The sequence below is a fragment of the Tenacibaculum soleae genome (genome assembly GCF_001693415.1).
In the GTDB taxonomy this organism is placed as follows: Bacteria; Bacteroidota; Bacteroidia; order Flavobacteriales; family Flavobacteriaceae; genus Polaribacter; species Polaribacter soleae.
This window is the reverse complement of record NZ_MAKX01000001.1, coordinates 269,183-293,350: the sequence shown is the minus strand read 5'-3', so window position 1 is coordinate 293,350 and position 24,168 is coordinate 269,183. Positions and strand designations below refer to the sequence as shown.

16 protein-coding genes are annotated in these 24,168 nt (G+C 30.6%); 10 read left to right on the top strand and 6 right to left on the bottom strand.

The genetic code is table 11. The features are described 5' to 3' along the window. Positions 1-16 precede the first annotated feature (16 nt). The 9 genes from BA195_RS01280 (at position 17) to BA195_RS01240 (ending at position 12,149) form a co-directional block, all read left to right on the top strand. Positions 17-946 (top strand): transporter family protein, encoded by a 930-nt coding sequence (locus tag BA195_RS01280; protein WP_141677637.1) that lies wholly within the window; start codon positions 17-19, stop codon positions 944-946. Between the two features lies 1 nt (position 947). Further along, on the top strand, positions 948-3,284 hold the full coding sequence (locus BA195_RS01275; protein ID WP_245662305.1) for a TonB-dependent receptor: 2,337 nt from the start codon (positions 948-950) through the stop codon (positions 3,282-3,284). Positions 3,285-3,353: 69 nt separating this feature from the next. Beyond that, a complete protein-coding gene (locus BA195_RS01270) occupies positions 3,354-4,592 on the top strand; it encodes a PepSY-associated TM helix domain-containing protein (protein ID WP_068701641.1) in 1,239 nt (412 codons plus the stop codon). Between the two features lie 91 nt (positions 4,593-4,683). Then, a complete protein-coding gene (locus BA195_RS01265) occupies positions 4,684-5,226 on the top strand; it encodes a DUF2911 domain-containing protein (RefSeq protein ID WP_068701639.1) in 543 nt (180 codons plus the stop codon). Positions 5,227-5,378: 152 nt separating this feature from the next. Then, positions 5,379-8,693 carry a leucine--tRNA ligase gene (locus tag BA195_RS01260; protein WP_068701637.1) on the top strand — a complete coding sequence of 1,105 codons (3,315 nt, stop codon included), beginning with the start codon at positions 5,379-5,381 and terminating at the stop codon, positions 8,691-8,693. A gap of 79 nt (positions 8,694-8,772) precedes the next feature. Then, the gene (locus BA195_RS01255) at positions 8,773-9,030 is read left to right on the top strand and encodes a SemiSWEET family sugar transporter (protein ID WP_068701635.1); all 258 of its coding nucleotides are present in this window, start codon (positions 8,773-8,775) and stop codon (positions 9,028-9,030) included. A gap of 35 nt (positions 9,031-9,065) precedes the next feature. Beyond that, positions 9,066-10,025, top strand: a complete 960-nt coding sequence (locus BA195_RS01250; protein ID WP_068701633.1) for a hypothetical protein — start codon at positions 9,066-9,068, stop codon at positions 10,023-10,025. A gap of 81 nt (positions 10,026-10,106) precedes the next feature. Beyond that, entirely contained in the window at positions 10,107-11,261 is a 1,155-nt protein-coding gene (locus tag BA195_RS01245; protein WP_068701631.1) for a hypothetical protein, read from the top strand. Between the two features lie 21 nt (positions 11,262-11,282). Further along, positions 11,283-12,149 carry an acyl-CoA thioesterase gene (locus BA195_RS01240; protein ID WP_068701630.1) on the top strand — a complete coding sequence of 289 codons (867 nt, stop codon included), beginning with the start codon at positions 11,283-11,285 and terminating at the stop codon, positions 12,147-12,149. A gap of 70 nt (positions 12,150-12,219) precedes the next feature. Here the strand turns inward: BA195_RS01240 and BA195_RS01235 are convergent, their stop codons facing one another. The 6 genes from BA195_RS01235 to BA195_RS01210 form a co-directional block, all read right to left on the bottom strand. Continuing rightward, entirely contained in the window at positions 12,220-14,469 is a 2,250-nt protein-coding gene (locus BA195_RS01235) for an inorganic phosphate transporter (RefSeq protein ID WP_068701628.1), read from the bottom strand. Between the two features lie 72 nt (positions 14,470-14,541). Further along, complete coding sequence (locus BA195_RS01230; RefSeq protein ID WP_068701625.1) at positions 14,542-15,744, bottom strand: porin; 1,203 nt, start codon at positions 15,742-15,744, stop codon at positions 14,542-14,544. A 233-nt stretch (positions 15,745-15,977) separates the two neighbouring features. Continuing rightward, complete coding sequence (locus BA195_RS01225) at positions 15,978-16,862, bottom strand: metallophosphoesterase (protein ID WP_068701623.1); 885 nt, start codon at positions 16,860-16,862, stop codon at positions 15,978-15,980. A gap of 71 nt (positions 16,863-16,933) precedes the next feature. Continuing rightward, on the bottom strand, positions 16,934-18,898 hold the full coding sequence (locus BA195_RS01220) for a DUF5689 domain-containing protein (RefSeq protein WP_068701621.1): 1,965 nt from the start codon (positions 18,896-18,898) through the stop codon (positions 16,934-16,936). Positions 18,899-18,912: 14 nt separating this feature from the next. After that, a complete protein-coding gene (locus BA195_RS01215; protein ID WP_068701619.1) occupies positions 18,913-21,696 on the bottom strand; it encodes a TonB-dependent receptor in 2,784 nt (927 codons plus the stop codon). A gap of 179 nt (positions 21,697-21,875) precedes the next feature. Then, positions 21,876-22,976: an acyltransferase family protein gene (locus BA195_RS01210; protein WP_141677636.1), complete on the bottom strand. Its 1,101-nt coding sequence runs from the start codon at positions 22,974-22,976 to the stop codon at positions 21,876-21,878. A gap of 144 nt (positions 22,977-23,120) precedes the next feature. On the opposite strand from BA195_RS01210, the gene BA195_RS01205 reads away from it, so the two are divergent. Beyond that, complete coding sequence (locus BA195_RS01205) at positions 23,121-24,167, top strand: endonuclease/exonuclease/phosphatase family protein (protein ID WP_068703867.1); 1,047 nt, start codon at positions 23,121-23,123, stop codon at positions 24,165-24,167. The last annotated feature ends 1 nt before the right edge of the window (position 24,168 follow it).

Below are 24,168 nucleotides of genomic sequence, written 5' to 3'. Positions count from 1 at the left end.
TACATTTCTTTTTTGCATGTTAACAATAGTCATGTATTCTAGAAATCCTTTTCCTGCCGATTACCGTCTTTTTTTAGAAGATTGCGACGCCTGTGGTTGTAGTAATAATGGCGGAAGCTTAGGAATGGGAGGTGTTGTTGATAATAATTTTGTAGGAGTGAGATATTTATATCAAAAATATGAATCGAGAGATGGAATTTTTAATAATTCACCAATAATAAACGAAACATTTAATACGCTTCAAGTATGGTCGCGTATTCCTCTTGCAAAAAAAATAGAGCTACAGGTTTTTATTCCTTTTCATTTTCATAATAGAAATTATGTAGATAAAATAAATGAAATAAATGGACTTGGAGATATAACAGTGCTTTCCAATTATACGATTTTAAATAAAAAAAATGGCGCGTATAATGAAGTAACAGATAAGGTTTCCTCTTCAAATCACTTATTAAAAATTGGCGTAGGAGTAAAGTTGCCAACAGGTAACTATGATGCAGCAATATACAATAGTATCAATCCTAGCTTTCAACTAGGTACCGGAAGTGTAGATTATATAGCAAACATGCAATATGTTTACAAATACAATAAATTCGGCATAACAAACTACTTAAATTACTATTACAAAACAACCAATAAAAAAGAGTACAGATTCGGAAATCAGTTTAATTTTAATAGTACTTTTTTTTATGTTTTTAAAGATAATAAAAATCATGCTTTTGTGCCTTCTTTAGGTGTGTCAGGAGAGTTTTATGCACATAACAAAAACTTTAATATTCAGGTGATAAATACAAACGGACACGCGTTGTTTACAAACATAGGGGTTGAGTATAATACTGAAAAAATGACATTTGGTGGGTTAGCAATGTATCCAATCAACCAAAATTTAGCGCAAGGAACTATTGAGGTAAAATATAGAACAAGTTTGTATATCAATTACAATTTTTAACATGATGAAAAAATTAAAAATAATTTTATTAATAGGACTTTTAATACCTATTTATAAAGGGTTTACTCAGGTTAAATACAAAGGTAAAATAAGTGATAAGGATAATAATCCAATTGTAGGAGCTGCTATTATTTCAACAGTAAATAAAAACAAAGGAGTTGCTACCGATTTTGAAGGTAATTTTATAATTAAATTACAAAAATCAACAGTACAGATAACAAGTGTCGGTTATAAAACAAAAACGATTAAACTTATTAGCGATTTTAATAGAGTCATCTTAGAAGAAGATCAACATAGTTTAGATGAAGTTATTGTTTCCGCAAGTAGAGAGTCGCAGAAAAGAACTGAGGTTCCTGGAGCTATTGGTATTGTTACTTCAAAAGATATTGAAGAAACAAAGGCTTTTGGAGTTGATCAATTAGTAAATCAAGTTCCGGGAGTATATATGAGTTCATCAATGGCGGCAAGTAACGAACAACATATGATGGCCATTCGTACACCAATCGCAACCAAAGCATTATTCTTGTATTTAGAAGATGGTTTGCCAATTAGACCTGTGGCAGTATTTAATCATAATGCGCTTTTAGAAATGAATAGCACATCCTTTGGTAGAGTTGAGGTTTTAAAAGGACCAGCATCAAGTATTTATGGTAGTGAAGCAATTGGAGGAAGTATAAATTTTATTACTGAAAATCCAAGAAAAGAATTTGGAGGGTCATTTGGTATAGAGGGAAACTCATTAGGATTGCAAAAGATTGAAGCAGAGGTTTCAACAACTGCATTAGATAAATATGGTTTTTATGTAGGGGTACATAAAGTGCGTCGTGTAAATGGATTAATTGAACATTCAGATTATGAGAAATTTGCAATTACTTTTAAAAATGTAAATGATTTTAGTGAATCTTTACGATGGACAAACACTGTGTCGTTTATAGATTTTCGATCTGATATGGGGTCAAGTTCTTTGTCAGAAGAAAATTATTTAGCAGGTAAATATGAAAGCAATCATACATTCGCAGAAAGAGAAGCAAGATCACTACGCTTTCGATCTACATTAGATAAAATTTGGAATGATAATAATAAAACCTCATTCAATTTTATTTATCGCAATAATGAAATGAATCAAATTCCATCGTATCGAATATCTACAAGAAGTGAATTTGGTGAAATTAATTCTAATAAGTTTAAAAGTGTTGTAGGTTTAATTCAACATAAAATAGATTTCAATTTTGCTGATGCATCATTAATTGTAGGAGGAACAGTAGATTATTCGCCACAAGAATATTATGCGAAACAAATTAGAGTTACGTACGATGCTACCACCAAAAAATTTATTGATTATGACGTGACAAACAATTATAAAATGTTTTACGATGCAGATATATTAAACTATGCGAGTTATGCACAATTTGAAATATCACCTATTAATAATCTAAAATTTACTGCTGCCATTCGCTACGATGGTTTTAGTTATGATTATGATAATAAAGATGAGGGGGCTTCTGGAGTTGAAGACCAAAAAGTTACTTACAATAATTTTGCGCCAAAAATTGGGTTAAACTATAATTTTAATAAAAGGTCAGGTATATATGCTAATTATTCAAAAGGATTTACACCACCTCAAATAGGTTCATTATTTAGAAATAGTGGTTTAAATGGTGACTTATATGAATTAAAACCAGCAAAATTTAATAATTTTGAGGTTGGAGCCTATGCAACATTAAACTCAAATATTAAGTTAGATCTTGCTATTTATCGATTAGATGGTAAAAATCGTTTTGTTACGACTTCTGATGATGCAGGGAATTACTTATCTCAAAATGCAGGAAAAACACGTTCGCAAGGTGTTGAGTTAGGATTTAATTGGAAAATAACGGATAATTTAGAATTTGATTACAATGGTAGTTATGCAAGCCATAAATACATAACTTTTACAGAGGCTGCTAAAGATAGAAAAACAGGAAACTATTTTACTATAGATCGTTCTAATACCGCAATGCCAATCGCACCAAAATATATTGCTTCAACATCTTTAAAATACAAGCCCATAACGAACTTATTGTTAACCTTACAGCACGAGCAATTAGGTAAATATAATTCAAGTTTTGAAGGAGCTGCTATAGTAAATGGTCAATCAGGGCAAACTACAGTATATGATGGTCATCATCTTATTAATTTAAAGGCAAGTTATACTTATAGGAATTTTGAAATTTGGGCACAAGGTTTAAATCTATTTGATAAATTATATTCAACAAGGGCTTCATATCGCTATGGTTCGGTTAAATATAGTGTAGGAGCACCTGTTTCTTTTTATGGAGGGGTTAAATACAATTTTTAATAATTAATTTATTCTATTATTCTTAATGATACAAAATGATAAGTATTATTAGGAATTCAATCTCAAACAATGAAAAAAGATAAAAAATTAAATCAATGGTTTTGGAAATGGCATTTTATTGCAGGAATCATTTCATTACCTTTTGTATTAGTGCTTTCTATAACGGGAGCAATTTATTTATTTAAACCAGATGTAGAAAAAGAAGCAATAGCTAATATTCAAAGTATAGAAAGTACTCAGGCTATAACGGTTTCTTATGAAAAGCAATATGAAAATGCAAAGGAGTATTTAAAAAAGAAACCAAATACATTAATTCTAAATAATGAGGTTACAAAAGGTAATGAATTTATTTCAGGAAGATTTGGTGGTAAAAAAAGTGTTTTTGTAAATAAATATACGGGTAAAGTTTCTGGAAGTTTCAGTGCTAAAAAGACTTGGATGTATACTGTTCGAAAACTTCATGGAGAATTATTAGGAGGTAAAGTTGGAACAAAAATCGTAGAACTAACTGCTAGTTGGATGGTTGTTTTAATTTTAACAGGACTGTATATTTGGTGGCCTTTTTCTAAAGGAATAAAGGGAGCTTTTGTTATTCGATTTAAAGAAGGAAGAAGAACCTTGTATAGAGATTTGCATGCTGTAACTGGTTTTTGGATATCTATTTTATTATTAGTTATTTTAGCTGGAGGTTTTCCTTGGACAGATGCTTTTGGAAGCAACTTTAAATGGGTGCAGAAAGTAACCAATACAGGGTATCCTAAAACATGGAGCGGACGAGGGTTAACATCTACATTAAAAGAAAAAAGAATTACAATTGAAGAGATGGTTGCAATAGCCAAGCAACAAAACTTACCAGGTGTAATTAGTTTAGGATTTCCAAAGTCAGCAAAAAGTACCTTTAGTGTTTCTAATAAAACCTTTCCTTTAGCTGCTCAAAAAATGTTGCATTTTGATCAGTATTCAGGTAAATTAGTTAAAGAACATACTTGGAGTGATGTTGGTTTTTTAATGAGAGGACGCATGTGGGTTATGGCATTTCATCAAGGAGAGTTTGGAGCTTGGAATTGGTGGTTAATGTTTGGCATAGCAATTGCTTTAACCGCCATGAGTTTGGCAGCTATAATATCTTATATTTATAGAAAGCAAAAAGGAAGTTGGGGGGTACCAAAGGTGTCTACTAAATTTAAATTAACTAAAAGTAATATAGTATTGATTATAGGACTTTCAATTGTGTTTCCTATGTTTGGTTTTAGTGTAGTTTTGATCTTTTTATATGAGAAACTCCGTGCTTTAAAATTTAGTAATTAAGATAAAATCCATATAATTTAAGAGAAAAGATTGTAAGTTTACTGCTTCAAAAAGACTAACGATAAGTATAAATAAATTAAAATACATAATTATGAAAAAATCAGTAGTATCAATCTTTATATTTACAATTGCACTTGTATTTACAAATAAGGCAGTTGCACAAAGTTTTGCTGGATTAGATAAAAGCCCAATGGATGCAGCAGCATATCCAAGTAGCTATAGAGTTTCAGATAAATTAGTGAAAGTAGTTTATAGTCGCCCACAATTAAAAGGGAGAAAAGTTTCTAAATTGGCACCAAATGAAAAAGTTTGGAGAACAGGTGCTAATGAGGCAGCTGAAATTACTTTTTACAAGGATGTTAATTTTGGAGGGAAAGATGTAAAAGCAGGAACATATACGTTATTCACAATTCCAGGAGACAAAGAATGGACAGTGATTTTAAGTACTGCTAAAAATGTTTGGGGATCTTATTTTTATAATGAAACCGAAGATGTTGCTAGAGTAGCAGGTAAAGTTTCTAAATCAAAAAAATCAATTGAAGCCTTTTCAGTCGTTTTTGACGGAGAAGATAATAATGCAAACATGTATTTTGGTTGGGGAAAAACAATTGTATCAGTACCTGTAAAGGGATAAAAAATAAATTCTTTTGAGAAGCAAAAAATATACTTTTATTAAAAAGTGCAAACATTTCTTTGCACTTTTTTTTATGCCTTTATTTAAAAAAGGGATCCGCTTTATTGTTCCACACAATAACCGTAAATTTGCAGCTTCTTAAAAGAAATACAATGCAATATAATCATCAAGAGATAGAAAAGAAATGGCAACAGTTTTGGGCAGATAACCAAACATTTAAAGCCAGTAATGAATCTGAAAAACCTAAATATTATGTGTTAGATATGTTTCCTTATCCATCAGGAGCAGGACTACATGTAGGGCATCCATTAGGCTATATTGCATCAGATATTTACGCGCGTTATAAGCGTCATAAAGGCTTTAATGTATTGCATCCGCAGGGATATGATTCTTTTGGTTTACCAGCAGAACAATATGCTATTCAAACAGGGCAGCACCCAGCAAAAACCACCGAAGAAAACATTGCCACTTATAGAAGACAATTAGATACCATTGGTTTTTCTTTCGATTGGTCTCGTGAAGTTCGTACGTCTAGTCCAGAATATTATAAATGGACACAGTGGATTTTTACACAATTATTTAACTCTTGGTATAATAAAGATACCGATAAGGCAGAAGATGTTGAAACCTTAATTGCTGTTTTTGAAACAGCAGGAAACGAAACAGTTAATGCTGTTTCTGATGAAGATATTACTATTTTTTCTGCGGATGAATGGAAAGCATTTTCAACCAAAGAACAAGAAGCAATCTTATTACAATACCGTTTAACCTACTTATCAGATACCGAAGTAAACTGGTGCCCAGAATTAGGAACAGTATTGGCAAATGATGAAATTATAAACGGAGTTTCAGAACGTGGAGGTCATCCAGTTATTCGTAAAAAAATGACCCAATGGTCTATGCGAATTTCGGCATACGCACAACGTTTGTTAGACGGGCTACAAAACATCGATTGGCCACAACCTTTAAAAGATAGCCAAACCAATTGGATTGGAAGAAGTCAAGGAGCCATGGTAACTTTTAAGGTAGCTCCTTTAGAAGTTTCAGATACAGGTGCAAAACTGTCATTTAAAGAGTTAGAGGCGGTTAAAGAAATGCGTTTAAATCTTTCGAAGGCAGAAGAAGTACTTTGGAATGAATTAAAAAATAAAAAAGGCGCTGCTAAATTCAGAAAAAAATATACTATCGGTTCTTATTTAGTAGACTATGTATGTTTAGCAAAAAATATTATTGTAGAATTTTCTGGTAAGGAAGATGAAGCAAAAAGAGATGCTTACTTTACAAGTGAAGGGTTTCACGTAGTGCGTTTTACAAACGAAGAAGTATTAGAAAATGTTTTAGGCGCAGTATCTAAAATTAATGATACAATTCAATTTGCAAAACCAATTGAAAAATCAACTGTTGAAGTTGAAGAAACGATAGTAGAAAACGATTATAAAATTGACGTTTTTACTACTAGACCTGATACTATTTATGGTGTGTCATTTATGACCTTAGCACCAGAACATGAGTTGGTAGCAAAAATTACATCTGAAGGGCAGAGAAAAGCGGTTTACGATTATATTAAAGCTACTTCAAAACGTTCTGAAAGAGAACGAATGGCTGATGTAAAAACGATTTCAGGGGTTTTTACCGGCGCGTATGCTTTACATCCGTTTACAGGAAAAAAAGTACCAATTTGGATTGGAGATTATGTGTTAGCAAGCTACGGTACAGGTGCTGTTATGGCAGTACCTTGTGGAGACCAACGTGATTATGATTTTGCAAAAAAATTCGAATTAGAGATTCCGAATGTTTTTGAAAATGTAGATATTTCTGAGGCTGCGCATGCAGATAAAGAAGGAACTAAAATTGCAAATTCTGATTTCTTAAACGGTTTATCGTACAAAAAAGCGATGAAATTAGCGATTTACGAAATGGAACAAAAAGGTTTTGGTTTTGGAAAAATAAACTATCGTTTACGTGATGCTGTATTTAGCCGTCAGCGTTATTGGGGAGAACCTTTTCCTGTTTTTTATAAAGAAGGAATGCCACAAATGATTGACGCAAAACACTTACCAATCGTTTTACCAGAAGTAGAAAAGTATTTACCAACCGAAGATGGAAAACCACCGTTAGGAAACGCAACTGAATGGGCTTGGAATACTGAAACATCTCAAGTTGTTAGTAATGATGAGATAAACGGAGTTACTGTTTTTCCTCTTGAACTAAACACAATGCCAGGTTGGGCAGGTAGTTCATGGTATTTTAACCGTTATATGGATTCAACCAATGAAGGAGAGTTTGTAAGTAAAGAAGCTGCTGATTACTGGAAGCAAGTAGACTTATATATTGGTGGTTCTGAGCATGCAACAGGACATTTATTATATGCTCGTTTTTGGCAAAAATTCTTGTTCGATAAAGGTGCTTTGCCAGTTGATGAATTTGCTAAAAAACTAATCAACCAAGGAATGATTTTAGGAACTTCAGCTTTTGTATATGAAGCATTATTTGAAGGGAAAACTAAAAATATTTATTTATCATCAGATTATTTTCAAGGAGAAAATCAAATTACAGAAAAAGATGCTGAGTTATGGACAAGAAGAAATAAACAATTAATAGCATCAGGTTTAACTGCAGAGAATGAGAAATCATTAACTTTTAGACCAATTCATATTAATGTAAGCACGCTTGATGGAGATATAATTGTTGATATTGACAAACTAAAAGAATGGAGAGACGACTTTAAAACGGCAAACTTTGTTTTTGGTAGAGACAAACAATTTGTATGTTATAGAGAAGTTGAAAAAATGTCGAAATCAAAATACAATGTTGTTAATCCAGATTTAATTTGTGAAGAATTTGGGGCAGATGCATTGCGTTTATTCGAAATGTTTTTAGGTCCTTTAGAGCAGACTAAACCTTGGAAAACTTCGGGAATTTCAGGAGTGTATTCTTTCTTAAAGAAATTATGGAAATTATACATTGGTGAAGAAGGAACACTTGTTACTGATATTGAACCAACGAAAGATGAGTTAAAAACCTTACATAAAACAATTAAAAAAGTAGCAGAAGATATTGAGAACTTCTCATTCAACACTTCGGTTTCTACTTTTATGATTGCAGTAAATGAGTTAACAGCGTTAAAATGTAATAAGCGTGCAATTTTAGAACCTTTATTAGTGCTAATTTCACCTTACGCACCACATATTGCTGAAGAACTATGGAGTCAGTTAGGTCATATAACATCTATTTCTACAGTTGATTTTCCTAAATTTGAAGCCTCTCACTTAATAGAAAGTTCTAAAACATATCCAGTTTCTTTTAACGGAAAAATGCGTTTTACGTTAGACTTGTCTTTAGATTTAAGTAAAGATGAAATTGAAAAAATAGTAATGTCAGAAGAAAGAACTCAAGCACAATTACAAGGACGTGAGCCTAAGAAAATAATTATAGTGCCTGGTAAAATTATTAATATTGTAGGATAAAAATAAAGATAAGTATAAAAGGAAGACTTTTTTTGAAATTTAAAAAGTCTTCCTTTTTTTTTTGATAAAAATAAATACTATGGATAATTTTTATGAAGTATTAGGTTTGTTAGCAGCTACATTAACAACAGCGTCATTTTTACCGCAAGTATACAAAACATGGAAAACAAAATCTACAGAAGGATTATCATTAGTAATGTATTCTGTGTTTTTTATAGGTATTGTACTGTGGTTAATCTATGGAATCCATTTAAAAAGTACACCTATGATTTTAGCGAATAGTATAACAGCTGTATCTTCATTATTTTTGGTAATAATGAAGCTTAAATATAAATAATCTAAAGGAATTTTAAAAGTTTATAAAAAAACAGAATGAATAAGATAGCATTAAAAAGTTCTTGGCTTTTTTTATTAATTCCTTTAGGAATTATATTTTTTGTAGTTGTACCTGAGTTAGAAAAAAAATACGATAGGTATAATAATAATCAAATAACGCTTCAAAAAGACATTTACAGGTTAGATTCTTTAAGACAAGAAAAAAAACTAAGTTCAAAAGGGAAGCATTTACTTAAAAAATTAGAAATAACTGTGCCTGTTCATAAAAAGGTTTACGGTAACGAGCAATTTCTGTTTTATAAAACAGGAGGAATGTTACTTGTTTTAGCATTTATGGGAATTGGTATGGTGTTAACAAGTTATATCTCTAATAGAAAGAAAACATCTCCTAAAAACAAACAAATAGATTTTGTTTTTGACGACCCAACAAATGATGTAATTGGCCAACAAATATCGTGGGATGCTTTAGAAAACTCTGCTAGTAATTTTGCGAGTGAAGTATATAAAAAAACAGCACAAGGTTATAAAATAACATCTAGTTCGTTTACAAAAATATTTGCTTGGAGTTTTTTCTTGATAGGATTAAATTATGTTGTGATTTCATTTTATGAGTATTATCATATTTACGATATTCCACTTACTTTTATGAAAGGCGGAAAATTGTTTTTTACTTCTGGAGGCCCTTTTTTATTAATTGGTTTAGTATTGTTGTTCATGTTTTCACCAAAAGTATTTATACATACTCGAAAAAGAAAAATTATTATTGGAGGCGAAATTTTACAATTTCAACAAGTATATGCATTACAAGTATTGCAAAAATTTTCATCCGGAAGTGGTTCGTCCGGAGGTTACTTTTCATACGAGTTAAATTTAATAACAAATAAAGGTATTAGATATAACTTATTAAATCATGGAGATAAAATGTATATTTTAAGTGATATGATGAAAATTAGTAAGCTTTTAAAGGTGCCAGTTTGGAATAATGGAGTTATGTAATATTGTTTACATAAACTTTTAGTAATTTACATCCAAAATAAAAAGGTGTTGGTGAATTTTTTATCTTGTACAAAGCATACTTTGAATGTTAAATATTTTTATGCAGTTAATGATATACCAAATAAAGTTTGGCAAGAATTAAATTGCACAGAAAATTTATATTATAATCCTAAATATTTAGCAGCATTACAGCAAACACACCCCAAGATACAATTCGCTTATATTGTTCTATTTAAAGAGACTAAAGCGGTAGCAATTGCTACAGTTCAAATAGTAGATTTTTATTTAGATAGTGTTCAAAACAACATGCAATCTATTGTAGAATGGATAAAATGTGTTGGAAGAAAATTAAGAATTTTATCGCCAGAAAAACCTTTTAAAATACTTACCTGTGGCAATACTTTTGTAAGTGGAGAACACGGCGTTTTTATAAAAGATGATCAGAATAAAAATGAGATAATTTTAAAAATTGCTAAGGCGATTATTGACTTTACTAAACTAAAACCTCAGAATAAAGTCGATTTTTTTATGCTAAAAGATTTTGAAAAGGAATCATTGTTTATTACTGATGAACTGCATGATGAAGGTTATAATTCATTTAATGTAGAACCTAATATGGTTTTAAGGTTAGAGCATGTTTGGATAGGTTTTAATGATTATTTATCTGCATTAAAAACAAAATTTAGAGTAAAAGCAAAAAAAGCTTTAAAGTTAAGTGAGGCTTTAAAAACTGAGGATATTACTGCAGAAAGACTTAAAGATTTATTGCCAGAAATGAAAACGTTATATAAAACGGTTGCTACTAAATCAAGCTTTAATTTAGGAGATTTTAATATCAATACTTATAAAGTATTAAAAGATAATTTAGGAGCTGCTTATTTTTTAAGGGCCTATTGGTTAGAGGATAAACTAGTAGGGTTTTCATCAGGTGTTTTTAACAAAAACTCATTAGACGCACATTTTGTAGGGATAGATTATGCTCTTAATAAAGAATACGCTATATATCAGCGTATGCTCTATGATTATATTTTAATAGGAATCCAAAAAAAAGTAACTATGATAAACTTTGGAAGAACAGCCAGTGAAATAAAAAGTTCGGTAGGTGCTGTTCCGCAAGATTTAACTATTTATTTGCGACATAAAAAAACAATAACAAATCGTATTTTAAGTTTGTTTTTAAAACGAATTCAACCTTCTGAATTTAAAGAAAAGCACCCGTTTAAAATAAAGAATTAATAGCATAAGCTAATTTATAAAATGAAGAATACTCAACAATTATTAGATATACTAACCTTAGAGGTTGTTGGAAACAATAATTTTAACGGAATTAGTAGAGATATTGGAAGTCCAAATGTTTTTGGAGGACAAGTTTTAGCACAATCGTTAAATGCAGCTTATAGAACTGTTAAAGAAAGTCGTGTTTTACACTCACTACATTCATATTTTTTAGAAGCAGGAAATTTAGAAGTTCCAATAACTTATAATGTGCAAATTATTCGTGATGGAGGTAGTTTTTCTACTCGTCGTGTTACAGCGCATCAAAACGATAAAACAATTTTTATATTGGCATGTTCTTTTCATAAAAAAGAAGAAGGGCATGAGCATCAAATGTCTATTAAAAAAGACTTAAAGCAACCTGAAGAGTTATTAAGTTGGACAGATATGTTACATCAATTTGGTGATTTTTTGCCTAAAAAATTAAAAAGTTTTTTAAGTATTGAAAGACCGATAGATTTTAAACCTGTACACATTGTAAATCCACTTGATATAAAGGATTTGCCACCTGTAGTTGATGTTTGGTTTAAGTTAAAAGGAAATTCAGAAGGATTGTCTTTAGCTTTAAAGCAACAAATTTTAACCTATATTTCTGATTATAATATTTTAACGGCTTGCTTAAACCCGAATGCTAGTGTAGCTAATTTTGGGAATACACAAATGGCAAGTTTAGATCATTCTATGTGGTTTTACCGCGATTTTGATTTTGATGATTGGTTATTGTTTTCAATTGAAAGCCCTAACACTTTTGGGGCTCGTGGTTTTGCTTGTGGTAATATTTATACAAGGCAAGGTGTTTTAGTAGCTTCAGTAGCACAAGAAGGTTTAATACGACCAATGAAAAAGTAAAACGAAAGTTTAGTTAATAAAAAAACCGAGTGAAATCTTCACTCGGTTTTTTTATTATTTTAAGTAAAAATTATACATTTTTACTACTTATATGAAATTCTTCATAGGTTTCCAATAAACTCATAAGAGCAGCGACTAAGTCCTGTGTTTCAATTAAAACACTAAAGTATAAAGTGGTGTTTTTAGGACTTGTTTCATCTGTTCTAATACGAGCTACTTGTTTTTCGATAGATGCAGCAACATCTTTTAACAATTCTTTCTTTTCGTTAATAATAGTTGTTAAATTATCGAAACTTCTGTTTTCAAAAGTAGCACTAATATCATCTAATAATTTAGAAAGGGTGTTGTCAATTTCTTTTAAGTCTTTTAATTGACCTTTCTTTAGATTTTTGTGATTATTATTTACATGTTTAAAACTTGCTCTAGAGATATAACTAATAGATTGTGCAACATCTTGTAGGTATCCTAATACTAAGATATAGAATCTACTTGCTTGGACAGATGTGTCATCTAAAGACTTAATAAAGTAGAATACTCCATCTTTTAATTCGTCAATTTCATCATTTAACTTAGCAACGTGCTTATCAGTTTTACGCAATTTATTTAAATCATGGTTTGCTAAGTCGTTAACAACGCTAGTGTATAGTTTATTTACACGAGCCGCAACTTCAGCAATATGATCAGCACTTTCTTCAATCACTCCATTAATTGTAATTAATTCAGCTCTTTCAAAATGCATTTGTTTTTTTACTTCTTTCGATTTTTTTCTGTGCTTTAATGTATTTCTACCTATTAAAAGTGCTACTACTAATAATAAAATAGGAATCATTACCATGTTAAAGCTAATTAAGTAGGCTACAAGGGCAGCGGCTAAAAATGCAGTTAATGCAGTTAAAAACCATCCGCCGATAACATTAATTACTCCTGCAACTCTATAAACGGCACTTTCACGTCCCCAAGCTCTATCAGCCAAAGAAGTACCCATAGCAACCATAAAGGTTACATACGTTGTAGATAATGGTAGTTTCATAGAGGTTGCTATTGATATTAAAATACCTGCAACAACTAAATTAACAGCAGCTCTTACTAAATCAAAGGCTGGCATTTCAAAAGTTTTATCTTTTGGTAATTCAATTACAGGTCTTTGAAATTTAGTGTCAACAAAAGCAAGTGTTTTCGCAGGGAATATTTTAGAAATACCTGTGTTAATACCCATTGCAATTCTTACAACTATTCTAGATAATGGGTTTGGTTGAAATTTTTCGTGCCCTTCACCTTGTCTAGATAAATCAATACCAGTTTTAATTACATTTTGAGCCTTACTAGAAGTCCATAATGTAACTACCATAATAGCACCTGCAAATAATAATAAATAAACATTTGAAGGTACTTTTTTAGCTAATATTCCCATTGAAAAAGCGTCGGCGGCTACGCCAGAAACTTCCCATGCTTGAAATGAGTTCCAAGCTGCAATTGGTACACCAACAAAGTTTACTAAATCATTACCAGAAAAAGCCATTGCTAAAGAGAATGTACCTACTCCGATAATTAATTTTAAAACGTTTACTTTAAAGAAGCTAATTAATGCTTGAGAAATTAAACTCCAAACCATAAAACTTCCAGCAATAATTAATAGTGTGTTTCCTTCTATTAAATGCTTTATATCTTTATAAAAAGGGGTTCCTTTCATTCCTTTTATAATAATAAAGTAAGTTATAGCAGTAATTGCAAAACCTCCAAATAAAGCGTTTATATAGTTTGCTCTTTTTTCAAAATTGAAAGAGTATATTAGTCTAGATATAAACTGAACAATAGCACCAACAGAAAAGGCAACAACAACAGATAGTAGTATACCGTTAATAATTTCGATTGCTTTTTTATGGTTGATATAATTCCATATATCTGAGATTGTTTGAGAGTCACTTGATGAGATTTTTATTAGTGAAATACAAACTGCTGCTCCTAATAATTCAAATACAATAGATACTGTTGTTGAGGTTGGCATACCTAATGAATTAAAGATATCTAATAATAAAATATCAGTAATCATTACTGCCATAAATATGAACATGATGTCTTGAAACATGAACATATTTGGATTAAAAATCCCCTTACGTGCTACTTCCATCATTCCGCTAGAGGTAATCGCTCCAAAGAATACACCTACACTAGCAATTATCATGATGTTCCTCACCTTAATGGCTTTAGAACCGATTGCTGAATTTAAAAAGTTAACAGCATCATTACTAACTCCTACGACTAAGTCAACGACAGCTAAAATAGCTAAGGCGACAAGCATTAAAATATATGGATCTCCCATTTTTTATTTTTGTTTTTTTTGCAAATTTACAAACACTACGTTAGTGCTTATGTTAGGTTTATGTTATCTTTTTTAAAAGTGGATGTCAAGTTGTAAGCGGCACATTAACTCATTTGTGCCAAGGCCTAAATCTAAATAACTAGCATCAGCTTGCACTTTTAATTTATGACCAACAATGTATTTAGATACCCCTAAAGTATATTGATTTTCAGCACCTTTACCAGTTGTTTTTTTATCTAAGCTAATGTTTGTATAACGTCCAGAAACTTCCCAGTTTTTACCTAACAAGTATCCGGTTTGTAGGTTTAATCCACTACCAACCTGAACGATACTAGCGATAGAGTCATCGGAATTTACTGCAAAAGGATTTTTGGCGTCTCTATAAGCATATTCACCCATAAAAGAAAAGCCTTTGTATTTAAACATTGCATCAACAAAAAGGGTAGTAATATTTGTTTTGTGCATCTCACCTGTATCTAGTACCATATACGATCCTTGGTTACCTTTTGTTTTAACAGCATTGTTGTTAAAATCATAACTAGTACCAATAGCTAACTTTGGAGTTTTTTCCTTTTTCAAATCTCCACCTTTATAATCGCCCTTGCTAGTAAAATTACCAAAAGGTAAAACCTCAATACGAGCAGTATACTCATGTCCTCCAAGGTTTCCTGTAGTTACATTTCTACCTTCTCCTTGTGCGATGGATAAAACTTCACGCACAATAAAGTCATCTGATAAGTTAAAATGATGTCTTAATTGCAAGCCCATATCTCTATCAATATTGAATCGTTTGTTTAATAAAGAACGATCTACCATTTGAAGATTTGCAGAAGATACCACACGTTCTCTATTTCCTGGTAGTTTAGTTTGTCCTACCCACAGCTCAAAATTTTCGTAAAAATTCCACATGATAACTGCATCTAAAATATATCTAGGAGCGTTGTTTGTAAATTCTGAAGCTCCGCCAATATCTCTGTTAGATAAGCCAAGTTCTAATTTGTATTTTAATTTAGGAGAGTAAGCAAAACCTTTAAACTTTAATCGAGCTCTTCTTACTAGAAATGAAGAAGACGGGTTTGAAAGTCCATCTGCATGAGAATCCCATTTGGCGATGGTTAAAAATTGCATTCTTGCTCCGATATTCATCGACCAAGTACTATCTTTACCTATTAAATTGAATAGTCCTTTTCCGAATTTAGGAGTGTTTTTTTGCTGCGCATACATACAAGATATCGCAAACATACTTACAATTGTAAGTGCTGTTTTAAGCTTCATTAGTGATGTTTATTAGTTTTTGTCGCTGCAAATAACTAACACTAATGTTAACTTATTGTTAACAGGATATTAAATTAAAAAAACTGCCTCGGCCAAAGGCAGTTAGCCTAATAAAATAGTCGACAAAAACTAATATTTATCTAATGGCTTTGTTTCTTATAAGAAGAGTGTCAAAAGTATTTCTTTTCTTTTATCTTAATGTTAATAGTAATTTAATAAACGGTTATTTAAACCTAAATATATTGAGTTACTGACGCGGGGCCCTCTAAAATGGTTCTTGTAATTTGCATTGTTCCATTTTTATTAGTGGCAAGATGCCATTTGATAAGCGTAATTTTATTGTTCTCTATTTCAAGACCAGTTATACATCGAGGGTGAACACAACTACCGTCATTAAAATGAGGTAATTCGTTTTGAGACGGAAACCTAGGGCGGTGTGTATGACCAGTAATTGTCATTTGATTATTGTTGTTTTTAATCCATTTTTCAATACGGCTTTCAACTTTTATAAGTTCTTTAAAGTTTTGAGCAGGACTTGTAGGATCATTTATACCAATAAGTTGTAATGGTCGCCATAATATTTTAACTAAAAAGCGGCTTAATTTCCAAAAATTATAGTTAAACCAATCTGCTTGATGACCGTGCATTAAAAAAATTGATTTTTTATCTTCTTGTTCTAGTCGAATGGCTTCAGAAAAAGAAATATTTATCATTAATTCTTTTTCTTTTCCATCAATAACATCATAATAGTAATTTAAGTTTTTTCTTACATTTTTAGGATTTCTATAGTCCATATCATGATTTCCCCATATTAAATGTAAGCGATTTTTATCGTGAAACTTTTTTAAAAGAAGATACACATGTTTATTGGCATTAAAGATATTCACAAACTTATTTTCCCATAGTTCATCACCATCTCCTAATTCAATATAAGTAAAGTCTTTTTGTAAGTATTGCGATAGTGCATAATGAAATATTTTACGATTGTGAGAAAAATCATCAGCAAAGCTATTATCACCTCTATGACAATCTGAAAATAAAATATATTTTGATTGGCTATTTAAAGGTAATTTTTTAGCTTGTTTAAAAGCGCGACTAATTCTATGATTTGAAGACATCAATATTATTTATAAGATAAATATGCGTAAAAAAAACGAGTTTATAAAACAGAGTTTTTAAATATAATTTATTATCTATTCCCTATGGAAGAGAAATCGTCTATGTTTTTTACTTCCCATTCTGAATTAGTAGTGTTTGTACCTGAACTTGTGTTCCAGTCGATATTTCCTTTAACAATGGATGTTTTTCTAATTAAAGTATGATTTTTAGTGGCTTCTGGCATTCCGGCAACTTCCCATCCAGTTCCTGGATCTTCACCTATTTTACCAATCACATCAATTACGACATTGTTTTTTAATAGCGCTACTGCATCATCACCATTAAAATAAATTACGCCTGATGCCACATTACCTTGATTTTTAATGTAATCATTTGCACTTGCACTATATACAACCAACGTTTGGCCGTTTATTAAGGTTGTGTTAGTAAGTGTACTAAAATCTAAACTTCTGGTGGCACTATCAGAGCCATTACCGTATAATTCTATTTTATATGTAGATAAATCAACTGTGTTTCCTGTGCCGTTATATATTTCGAGGTATTTATTGTTGCTTGAACCTTCTACATATTCAGAGAAAAATAAATCGTTACCTGAGCCATCTCCGGTAGACGTACAATCATAAGTTTGGGTAAAGTTAATATCAGATTCATCTCTAATATATAATTGAACGATATTGTTTCGAGTTATAATTCCTGTAATGGTTCCTTTTTTGTTACTAACTTGATTGTTTGCGAATACAGCTCCTGAGTTAATAGAAAGTATTTTTAACTCATTATTACAATCGGATGTTAAAGTGTTTTCACCGGCATAGTTTTTTGTAATGTTTTTAAATTGTATATCTTCAATTTGTACTAATTTACTTTCATTATTTCCAGATAATGCTTCGGTAAAAGTGATGATTTCAGGAGTCGGTAGCGTGCCGTTTACTGTATTTAATATATTCGAAGTAGTTAGATTTAACTGCAACAATCCATTATTTTTAGTAAGTTTTAAGCCATTAACAGCAATTGTTATTTCATCGCCTAAATTTAAATTGTGCGTATCGTTAAAGTTTAAAAATATTCCTGCAGATGAATCTTGAACAAAAGCATTTTTGCTTGAGATATTTTTTTTAGAAAGATCAGAAGTAACAATTACTTTTACCTTTAAATTATTGGTAATAGTTGTTTCGCTACCTGTAAAAAGTGTTTTAATATCGTTCAATAAAACTTCAGTGGCGTTATTGTAGCAACCATAGTTTTGGGTAAGTTGTACATCGTTTGTATCTCTTATAAATAACTGGTATTCTAAATCCAATTTATTTAAAACAGCAGTGATATTTCCTTTTTTATCAGGAATTGGTAAAGCTTTAAAATCGACAAAACCACTAGTAGTTAATGTTATTGATGTAAAAGAATCACAACTTGTAAAAATTCTATCAACAGTATCGGTATTCGAAGCGTTTGCATAAGTTAATCCTTGTATTTCAGATTGTAGATTGTTAATATTTACTAAGGTGTTTATATTTGCATCTGTTATTTGTGCTGCTGTTAATTCGGTAGGGGCGATGGTTGCAATTTCTGATGCTCTATCGATGTAATGTACATAATCATTAGGGCCAATTCGATCAACACCATTTCTAAAAGTGTTTTCGATTCCTATTTGATAAGCGTCATTTTTTTTATTTAAAAACAATCCTTTTAAGTTGATAAATATTTTACGTCCAATAGCGTATCGGGCATTTAAGTTAAAATCATCAATTAATATTTCAAAACCTATAGATGGATTTTCTGGTGCATCCTGAATAATAATACTTTTATAAAAATTACCTGCTTTGTCATTAGAAATTACATACCCAAAAGTGGTAATATCTTCTGTAAATTCAACCAAACGTCCTTGGTATAGTTGTGCAATTTCTGATAATGATTTTATAGCTGTGTATTCTTTATCATCGCCCAAGGTAGGAATGGTATAGTCTCCATCTTCTACGCAACTAGATAAAATGAACGAAATAAAAAATATTGTAACGAATTTAAAGGTGTTTATTGTTTTCATTTTTCAGCATTTTTTTAAAATCTATAATTTATATTTACAAAATATGTAGTTCCTCTTCCATACCAATATTTACTGCCAAAATTTGGCGTTTCGTTTACATTATCATTATTTTCTAATTCGTAATTTGAAGTTCGTCCTTGTTCGTAACCTCCAGTTTTATATTCTTTATTTAGTAAGTTAGTTACGCTAGCAAAAAAACCGATGTATTTGCTATTGCCAATTCGCCAAGTTTTTCCGCCGATAGCATTTAGGGTAACATAACTGTCAAACTTTTCTTGTGTTAATAGTTGCTTTGCTTTGATAGGATTGAAGTTTGGAAAAGGTTGCCCATCATCAGAAATAAAAGAAGTTGTTCTTTTTATTGGAGAAATATCTACATAAGCATTATCTAAATAATTTGCAGTTACCCCAATAAACCAGTATTCAGGATCGCTATATTCAAAGCCAAAAGAATAAGCTGTTTGTGGTCCAGATGCTACTTTATAATTTTTAAGATTTGTTTGTCCGTAATCTTTAATTCCTCTTTTATCAAAACCTGCTAAATTAGAAGCGCTACTAATTTCTGAAGTTAGAATAATATTAGGGTTATTATTGTAAGTATATTGACCAATATTAGCCGCAGCTTTTAGTTTAAATGTGGATAATACTTGTGCTTCGAAACCAAACTCTACACCAAAATGTTGCTTGTTAATTCCTGTTACAATTTCTTGTATAAATAAAGCTTCGCTACCAGTAAAGTAAAAAGCGATATCTGTAGCATCTTTTATAGCGGTGTAAAATCCTGTTATTTTTGATGTTATAAACAGTAATCTTAAAATATAGCTAGCATCAAAAGTAGTAATTTTTTCATTGCCTAAAGTACTTATGTCATCAATAGTTAGGTTGTTGTATCTAGCGTTAGCAAAAGAATTTCTTATAGACGGAACTTTACTAATATAACCTGCATTAAAGTCTAGTAAGTGTCGCCCAGTAAATTTATAAGTAAGTCCACCTTTTATGCCGTAGCCAAAAGAAGATAATTTTTTTGATTTTCCGTAAGAGTTAGGAATCTCAGCGTTTTTGGTGTTACCAGGATAAATACCGTTTTTATATAAGCCTTCTCGTTGATATGTGGTGTTGTTTACTGAAACAGCCGTGTAAAAATCTACTTTGTTATATTTAAATTGTAACTGTGAAAAACCACTATAAACAGTTGAGGTTAATTTGTAATTATACTTAAAACGATCTCCTTCTCTTACAATTCGATTAGGGTTTAATAAATCATTTTGATAATTATCTTCAAGTGGATCACCAAATTTATTAATATCTACATAGCCTGTGGCTCCAAATAAATCTAAAACAGTTGCAAAATTTTCTGAATCTAATTTACTGTATCTCAATCCGCTGTTAAGTGTGGTGTTTTCTGATAATTGAGTGTTTAAAAGAGTATTTATTGTTAATTTTTTATTGTCGTTACGATCTTCATATAAGGCAAATAACGCGTCATCCTTTCTATCTTGATTGCTTATATATAAATCACGCCAATTTAATTGTCCATCATTCTTAAAATTTATCAATGCTTTATAAGCATTTTCATGATCGGCGCCATAGGAATCATTTAAAAAATAGTTAGGTAGTTTTCGGTAATAAGTTGGGTCAGGATCACCACCTCCATTAAAATCAATACGACTATTACCTGTTTCGCCAAACTGATAAGCAATACCCGTGTTTAGTGTAGTTTTATCGTTAATATTCCAAAAATGATGCAACATAATAATAGGTTCGTGAATTCTTTTTATTCTCGAATTTCTGATTTTCCCGTTCTGATATCCCCAGTAGGGATTGTATTTTATGCCTTTAATATCGTAAACTTGTTGTGTGTTAGCGGCAGATTTTCCTCTACTGTTTTGTGCTTGAATGGCGGTTAAATTTATACTATGTTTTTTGTTAAGTTGTTTTTCTATGGAGAGAAATATCGAAAAAGCGTTGTAATTGGTGCCTTCTGTAAAACCTTCATCTGCATATCTTTTACTTCCTGATGCCGCAAACGACCATCCTTTTTTTGTGCTTCCTGAAGCGTATGTTGCCATTAGACGATGTGAATAACTTCTGTTAGAAGAAGCATACGAAACACTTATTCCTTTTTTATACTCAGAAGCGCGAGTATTTATATTGGTGCTACCCAAAACACCTCCAAAAGTATAGTTAGATGGAGTTAAGCCATTACTAAATTCTTGATTTCTTAATACGGTGTTTAATCCGCCCCAATTACTCCACTGCGGACGGCCATCGTATAGTTTATTCATCTCAATTCCGTTAATTAATACTTTGGCATTATCTGAATCTAAACCTTTAACTCTGTAAAAAGAAGAACTCCATTCAAAAGCAGTAGTACGCAAATAAGTATCCATTGAAGATTGTAGCAGTCCTGAAATATTATCAGCTGTACTTGAGTCGTCATTAAGTTCATCGTCTGTAATTATAATGGTACTAAGGTCTTGTTCTTCTATGATGTTTTTATGCATTAAAATGATGCCTAAATCAATGATTTTATCAGATGCAAGAATGGGAAAGTTTTGTGTTTGATATCCTTTTAAGGTAACGTTTAAAATATGTTTCCCTTCAGGGATGTGGTTTAATTTAAAAAAACCGTAAACATCTGTTGTGTTTTTAATTTTCGTATTTTTTATACTTATAAAAACTTTTTGCAAGGGTTTTTCTGAATCGCGGTCAATTACTTTTCCTATTACACTATTTTGAGCATTTAAAATAGGTGAATACGAAAGTATTGATAACAATACTATTGTAATCTTTTTCATAGATGCTTGTTTAATTATATTAATTAATCGCGCTAATTTTTATTTAAAGATACATTTTTTTAAGATAAAACAAACTTATATATTATTGTTATTCAGTTTTTTATGGTTTTTAGCTAAACAAATACTGAAAAAAATAAAATTTAATTCAGGATTTGTTTACAGATTAGTAATTGTTGGTATTATATTTTAATTATTTTATTTTTCTTAAATAACCAATAAGCAAATAACCAGATGAAAAAAGTAAAAGCAATAGCAAAAAGTAAACTACCTAATTTATTGCCAAAAATTGGTTGGAAAATAACATTATATAAATATGCATATAAATTGGTGTTTTTAAATACTATAACGCTAGCAAATATTTTTATAAAAAGGATTGATAAAATATAACTGATTAAAGGATTTATACCAAAAACGTTGAATGTAAAAGTCCAACGAGTAATTTTTTTATAATCAATAATATAAATTAATAGCACCCATATAAACAATAAAATACTTGAGGTGTATAGAACATACGAACCTGTCCAGAGCGATTTGTTAATCGGGTAAAAAATGTTCCATATAATAGCTGAAACTAGCATTGCTGTTGCAGTTAATAAAAGTTGTTTAATTTTTTGTAAAGAATTTTTCTTGTTAGATAAAGCAAGTGATGTTATAAAATATCCGAGTAAAATTTGTGCAATACTTGATAATGTGCCTAATAAACCTTCAGGGTCAAAAGGTATTCCGTATCCTTTATAAAGGTGCGCTTCGCCAAAGATCATAATGTCTAATTGCCTGCCAATGTTACCCGCTAAAGTTAAATATTTATCTGCATCTCCATAAAAAAACAGTATTCCCCAATGCGCTAACATTAATGAGATACAGGCTATTAAAATTGCGTTAGTTTTTTTTAATAAAAGGATAAGTAATCCTGCAAAAAAGAAAGCCAAAGCTATTCTTTGTAGCACACCAAAAAATCTTAAATCTGTAAAAGAAGTGTTGTAAAAAGGAAACCAATTAAGCAGTAAGCCAATTAAAAATATTAAAAAAGCCCTTTTAGTTATTTTTTTAGCAACTGTTGCATGGGGTAGTTTAAACATCTTTTTAAAAGATATAAATAACGACATTCCAATAACAAAAAGGAAGGAAGGAAAAACAAGATCAGCAGGAGTACATCCATTCCATTTAGCGTGTAATAAAGGTTTATAAACATGACTCCATGATCCAGGAGTGTTTACAATTATCATAAAAAAGATAGTTAAACCTCTTAAAATATCTATTGATAGTAATCTACTTTTCACGTATCTAGTTTTTTTAAAAGTAAATAACCTGCTTGATTTTTAAAAAGAAAAATTAAGAAACTTTTTTCGTAGAAATAGTATTTTTTTGGGAATTGTAACCATTCTCTTTTTTTTATAGTATTTTTAAGAAAAATTTTAAAAATGATTAAAAGAATAGTTTGTATCGTTTTAGTATTTATAGCGTCGTTTTCTTATGCGCAACAAACCAATAAAAGCTATAAAATAAGAACTATTGGATTTTATAATCTTGAAAACCTTTTTGATACAGTTAATGATGTTGAAAAAAATGATGAAGCGAGTCCGATAATGCATATTCAGCATGGTCGCGAAGAAATTTATAAAGATAAGATTGATAAGTTAAGTAAGGTTATATCACAATTAGGTGCAGAAAAAACAAATACAAGTCCTGCTATTCTGGGCGTTGCTGAGGTAGAAAACAAAAAAGTATTAGAAGATTTAGTGAGTTCAGATAAATTAAAATCAAAAGAATATAAAATTATTCATTTTGATTCTCCTGACAAACGAGGTATTGATGTTGCACTTTTATATCAAGAAAAATATTTTAAACCGATTCACTTTGAGGCTTTTAATCCGAATGTGTATAAAGAAAATAAAAAAGTGTATACCCGAGATATATTGTGGGTTTCTGGTTATTTAGATGATGAATTAATTCATGTAATCGTAAATCATTGGCCATCGCGTAGAGGAGGAGAAAAAAAGAGTAGGCCATTGCGTGAAAAAGCCGCATATAAAGTAACTCAAATTATAGAAAAAATTAAAGAGAATGACCCGAAACCAAAAGTATTTATTATTGGCGATTTTAATGACGACCCTATAAATTCAAGTTTAAAAACGGTTTTAAAAACGAAGGCAAAAAAGAAAGATGTTATAGAAGGGAGTCTTTATAATCCTTACGAAAATATGTTTCGACGCGGATTTAATACGTTAATGTATCGAGATAAAATTAATTTATTTGATCAAATAATTATTAGTGCTCCACTTTTAGATAGGGGAGAAAAAGATTTTTCATCTTTTAAAATGTTTAAGTCAGCAATTTTTAATAAACAATTTTTAACTGAAAAAAAAGGACGCTATAAAGGGTATCCTTTCAGAAGTTTTTCAAGCGGAAAATACACTGGCGGTTATAGCGATCATTACCCAGTTTACATGTATGTAATTAAAGAGAAATAAC